We start from the raw sequence: 6487 nt of genomic DNA, 5'->3' as shown, positions 1-6487 counted from the left end.
TTTTCTACAAATGGCGCAATAGATTCTTTAAAAGTTTTATCTTTAAACTCTACCATCTGAGTATTTAATTCATCCAATTTTTTAATATTATTTTCTTTATCCTTAATTGCATCTTTTACAACCTCTATCTTACTTTCAAAACTAGACTTTACATTAAGACAATTATTAACACCGCTAATTGCTGTATTAACAAGAGAACAAGCAGAACTACCAATACTTAAGGCATTTTTAATAGCAGCTGTCTTTTGTTGTCTTTCAACAGCTTGTTTGCTCTTTTCTAGTGCAGCTAATTTATCTTTTTGTTGTTTATTGCTATAATTTGCTTCTAGCATGCCTATTTGTTTCTTCTCAATTTTTGTGTAGATTTCTTTATATTCGTCTTCACTTAATCCATTTCTTGCCGCTTGAATATCACTATCTCTTTCTGCATATGCAGGATTATCTACAGACTTAACTATAATATCTTTAATCTGGTCAAACTTCTCTCTTTTTCCTTCATCAACACCTGCTAAGTTATGTGTCATTTTTTCTAAAACATTCTTTCTATCATCCTTCAATTGAGCTCCAAGAACAACATTAATACCCTCAGAACTTAATTTAAAATCTGAGAACTCAACCATTCTGTTAGTCCAGTTATATTCTTCTTCTTTAGCTGAAAGATTTTCACTCAAAGATTTTGCACTATCAAATGCCCCTAAACAAGCTTGACCAATGCCACTAAATGCTGTTAATAAGCTCAACGCACTCTGTATCCCTGAAAGAATTAACTGTGTTTTCATCTGTTCCTCAAGTTTTTTCTGTTTCTCTTTTAGTTTCTCTATATCTTCTTTTTCATCTTCTTTTATCTTTAGAATCTCTTGAATCAATAGATTCATTTTTGCAGAAACAGAAATCATTTTATTCTCAAGTTCATTTCTTAAAACTTCTATTTGCTGATTTCCAGATTCAATTTGAGTCAGTATACCTTCTTTATATGTGTTGAAATATCCCTCTTTTAATTTGTCCTTCTGCCCTTGTTCCAATTCTTTTAAGGTCTTATCTAGGTAATTTGTTAAAGCACGAATATCGGTAACACGATTTCCTCCAATTTCATTTTCCTCTATCATTTGCACATAGAACGCAGTCTTTTGCTCAAGTGCAAATAAAATCATACTCCATTCACTAAAATTCTGTTTTTCTGCTACAAAAGATTCTATTTTATCAGACTGCATCAATTTATTTATAAGATATTCATAAATCTCTTTTGCCTCTTGATAAAATTCTTTCTTTATATTCATATCTTCTATAGAAAGTGGTTCTTTCTTTTTGCTCTCAAATTTAAAGTACTTTTGAAGTATTTCTTTATTTAACTGCATCTCTACTTTCTCAACGGCATGAAAAATCTCATAAATATGTGAAAGTTCTAAAATATCAGCTTCTAAGATTCCTACAGCACATAACAGTTTAAGGTTTCTATATCCCTTACTTCCAGTAAAACCAAATCTATCAAAGAACTCATAGAAGAACATATCCATTGATAAAGAATACTCTTGCTTTAATAATTCCTTTTCTTTTAGTGCATTTCCAAAACGCCCTTCTTTTCCCTCTGCTCCATCTGAACCTGAATCTTCACGTTTGCTAATTTTCCAATCTTTATGTTTTTCATAAAGAGCATTTAATTTTACTCCATCATCTGCTACCTCTGTTGAGTCTGAGGCGTAACTTAATACATATCTATCAAAATAATAATAGTTTCTATCACTATAATCGCCCCCTTCTCCACGTCTTATTGTTTCTTCATATATTCCTCTAATTCCTCCAAGACCTCCAGAGCCTCCTTTTCCTCCAGAACCTCCTTTTCCTGCCATACCATGATGTCCATCTTTTGTACTTATGGCACCTTTTAGTACAGATGCTTTTCCAAGAAGATAAATCTGTCCAGATTTACTTCCAAGACCAGCATTTCCACCGTCTCCACCTGTACCTCCAATTCCACCTTGTTTTCCTTTTTCTGCTTTTATCACAAAATATTTTGTATCGTTATCGTTAGCAAATTCTTTCGACTCTTTTTCAGAACCTATCTTTGCATTTGCTCCAATTTCTCCTGTTATTCCTGTCTCTCCTATTTTTCCATCATGTCCATTTCCACCTAGTCCACCATCTACATAAAGTTTAAGTTCTCCCTTTTTTTCTATCTCTTTAAAAGATAATAAAATGTCACCTGCAGTTCCTGCATTATTACCATCTCTTCCATTCATTCCATTATAAATAGTGTCTTCTCCAGCCAATTGCTCTGCATCTTTACCAGATACGTTAATTGAATGAGTTCCTTCTGGTATACATAATTTTTTTGCTAACAATACAATATTTTTACCTGAGAAAACTTCTTTCTCCATATTACAATCGATTTTTATCTCACAATCTCCATACATATATATAGACGATAAAATATTAAGTTGATAACCAGATATTATTTCAGTTAAATCTGATAAATTCACCTTAGGTATAGGTATATACATGGAAAGTATATTTTCTTTATCATATGATTTTATATATGTACAACTTCTAATCTTATCTCTTCTATATTCTGCATCTTCAAGCTTTTTGGCCTCTTCTTTCTTATTTTCCTCTTCTATTATCCAATATCTAATATCCCTTAATGCATCTTCTAATGTATTCTTTAGTAATGATTTTAATAGCTCGCTTAAGCCAACAATGTGAGTTTCACTACAATAACTATTTAGTTCTAAGAGAAGGCGTACTTCTTCTAATAGATTAACTTTTTGTAATCCGTCACCATATGAAAGTTCCTGTACAAACTCCATAAGTTCTCTAATATTAGCTACTTTACTACATAGATTTGTATACATACTCTCCAACTGTGATTCTGTATCTTTTAGACTTTTTATAGAAGGTAAAATGGAAATAGAGTCTTCTATACCTTTTTTTACACTTTGTATATAAGGAACTAAAAGTTTTTCTGTCTCATTATATGTTACATCAACAGCTTTTTGTATTTCTATTTTACAAGAAGCAGTAAGCATCAAGCCCATATCTGTCTTTTCAAAATTTCCAGGAAGATTCTTCATTTTATCTAATAATACTTCTGGCTTTTTATCCAGTGGATTACACAGTTTGATAGATATATTGTCTGATAAGATTACATTTAATAGATATACTAGCTCTTTGTAACCGTCATAATCTTTCTCTTGATTGTCTAGGTCTTTTTTTACTTTCTTCAATATAGCTCTTATTTTCTCTTCAGTTACTTTATCACTGAGTGACTTAGGTATTTTATTAATAAGAAAGAAAAAATTTTCTTTATACTTTGTATAATCATTAAACATATCTTTTAAGTTTTTAGCTGTTTCTATTAATAGTGTATGTCTAGAATCAAGTAGAGACTGGTAGTCTAAAATAACTACCATTCCTTTCACCTTTGAAGATGTAAAGATAGTTTCTCTTACAAGCATTGCTCCTGCAATCATATACTCTGGTCCACGATTATCAAAAAATCCTGGACAATCACATAATGAAAAGTCTCTATTTGTAACATCTACAACTTCTGGGCATAACGTCTTAGAGTATACACCATTACCAATTTCAACAGCTGAATCTTTTGCAGTAATATATACTTGTCCAGTTTCTGCATCTGTTTTTTCTTCCATTTCACAACCTTTTAAATAATTGATACAAGTGCTCTTTCCAACACCTGAAGCGCCTAAGAATAATAAAATTGATTTTTCTTTTAAGTTATATTTTTCAAGTGTGTCCCTTCCCTCTTCCAAAAGGTTTACGATTCCACTATAAAGTTTATTTGCCATATATCCATCCCTTTCTATATTTCAGAACAATAGCTTTGATATTTTTCTTTAATTAGACTTTCTTCTACTTTTGAAACGGCTGTTGATATCTTGGTATTTGGTGCATTAAATCCTCCATTGTCTCCTCTATCTCCATATTCAGCATACTCTCTTGATGGTCCTGTTTTCCCTTCACTCCAACTTCCACCACTAAGTTCCACACGATAATAAAATACTTTCTCTATTTTATAATCCCAACTTGTAAAATATCCTGTATAGTACAGAGTCTTATCTATACCACTTGCAGAGAATGAAAGCGTATTATAACCATTATAACCACCTTTGCCTCCATATCCACCTGAGCCTGGTACACCATTTGGACCTGCTTCTCCATCTCTCACTGTTACATCACAATGATTAATTATTCTATTTTTTTGTTCTTCTGAATCTGAAACGAAGTAAATATTACCTTTCTTACCAGCATTTCCACCTATTCCAGCATTTCCACCAGTTCCACCTTTATCACCTTTTTTACCTTTTGTGCCTTCTGCAAAATATCCCTTAAATATTTGTGCAGCAAAATAACTTGTATATCCTGCATCTGCTCCATTAGCTCCACTTGCTCCATCATCTCCACGTTTCCCATCTGTTCCTTTAGAGCCATTTCCTCCATTTGCAATTAATGTTAAGCGATAATTTCTAATTTCTTTCTTAATGTATAGGTAAATATTACCTGCATCTCTACCATCTTTACCATTTTGTCCATACATAGAATTATCTACAAGGTCTCCACTCTTTCCACTTACGTTAATCTTTACATTGCTACTTACATCGAGATTATTACAAGAAAGAATAATATTTTTCTCTGATGCAAATTCCATTCCAAGGTTATCATCCATATAAATAGTCTCTTTAGCAAAGAACATAAATGTAGTAGTATTGTCATCTACTTTTCTATTTTTAAAATATTTCAATACACTACTAATTACTAAGTTTGGAATCAATGCTCTTATTTCAACACACTTCTTATCATTAATATTAATTGTTTTTACTATAAATGGATTTAAGATGTATTTACTTACAAATTCTCTAATTATTTCGTTTCCTTCTTCTCCATATGCATTTAATCTTGTTATACTGTCTACTAATTCTTCACGCTGTACAGTCGTAACATTCATCAAAATTTCTTCAAAATCATTTACACTATACATATAATCCTTTTTATTTGCAACTTCCATCAATTTTTCTCTATTTTTTAATGTAAATACTTGTTTTTGTACTTCATGAGAAACTAAAACTTTTTCTAAATTCTTTCTTATTATAGTGAAGTTTTGCTCCATTATCTTTTTACTTACTTTTTCTATAATAGATTCCATGTGTACAGAAGGTAATAGAATTTCCCCAGTTCCATTCTCTATATATTTACTTAGGGCATCAATTATATCTAAATTTCCCTTTATCTTATTTTGTAACTTCATGCAACTATCTTTCAAGAATAATCCACTTTCTTTAGATAACACATTAATAAATTTGTCTATAGTAAGACTTGATGTATTTTCCAACCAATTTTTAAATGTCCCTACAACTCTATCATATGTTGATATTTCTCGAATCATTGTTATTCTTTCAATAACATTAATAAAGTCTTCTGTATATGCCTTCACATAATCTTCTAAACTAGATACTATACTACTTTGAATCTCTTTTATTAATGTATCTAAAACTAATCTTGCATCCGAGCTAATTGGATATTGGAATGCTGATGTCTTATCCTTGACTTCATTTAATTCTAGTGCTTGTTTTAATAAAGTCTCTCTCTCTTCAGCTACAAGAGGCTTACAAAGATGAATATTTTTGCCATTATCTTTTAGCAATTCTTCAAATAACCAAGCCTTTTCATCTATATTACTTTCTGAGGATTCACACAACTGTTCATATTTTTTTCTGATAATATTATATAATTGTTTTTCTGTTCTTCCTAAGAAGCTTTTTGAAATGAAAAAAGTTATACTTCCTTTAAAGTTATCTTTATGAAGACACATATTTAACTGTTGGAATAAATCCAGCACTTTTGTAAGTCTAGAGTCTAATATGTCTGCTTCTGGTATTAGTACAATTACTGCACATATAGATGCAGAATTTTTAAATACCTCACCTAATGAAACTGCTGCACTAATATCATGAGCTACTCCTCTATTATCACTAAATCCTGCAGTGTCACATAATTTTGCATTCATTCCTTCCACTGGTTTTCTCATATCTACAATATTCGGATATAGAGTTTGTGAGACAGCTCCTGAGCCAATCTCTGCTACAGGGTCTAAACATTCAATATATGATGTACCAGTATCTTCATCTTCTACTTCCTTCATTACACATCCCGCAAGATAATTAATTGCAGTACTTTTTCCACAACCTGTACCTCCAAGAACTAGAATTAAATTTTGACCTTGTGCCTTATTTATCGCTACTTTTCCTTCATCTAATAAGAGTGTTATTTCATCTAAAAGTTGATTTTGATTTTCTAGCATTTATTTGCCCCCTAAATTATAAATTTTGATTTAAATAAAAGGTTTTATTTTACTTTTGTAATTGATAAATTTCTATCTTATTTAGTAAAATAACTGTGTTGCAGAATATAGATTTTGTCAACACAGTTATTTTAATTAGTTCATTTATTTAGTTATATTTTTTTGTTATATCTT

At 30.8% G+C, this 6487-nt stretch carries 2 protein-coding genes; both read right to left on the bottom strand.

All coding sequences use genetic code 11. The features are described 5' to 3' along the window. The coding region (locus Q3287_RS15990; RefSeq protein WP_407964405.1) for a hypothetical protein at positions 1-3803 on the bottom strand (3803 nt) is incomplete at its 3' end. Positions 3804-3817: 14 nt separating this feature from the next. Then, positions 3818-6313, bottom strand: coding sequence for an ATP-binding protein (locus Q3287_RS15985; RefSeq protein WP_407964404.1), 2496 nt, complete (start codon positions 6311-6313; stop codon positions 3818-3820). Positions 6314-6487: the final 174 nt, after the last annotated feature.

The sequence above is a fragment of the Clostridioides sp. GD02404 genome (assembly GCF_045898275.1).
In the GTDB taxonomy this organism is placed as follows: domain Bacteria; phylum Bacillota; class Clostridia; order Peptostreptococcales; family Peptostreptococcaceae; genus Clostridioides; species Clostridioides difficile_A.
This window is presented reverse-complemented; position numbering and strand designations above follow the sequence as displayed.

Coding starts and splice junctions, on each gene's coding strand:
- Q3287_RS15985 (WP_407964404.1), bottom strand. CDS start 6,313: ATGCTAGAAAATCAAAATCAACTTTTAGATGAAATAACACTCTTATTA.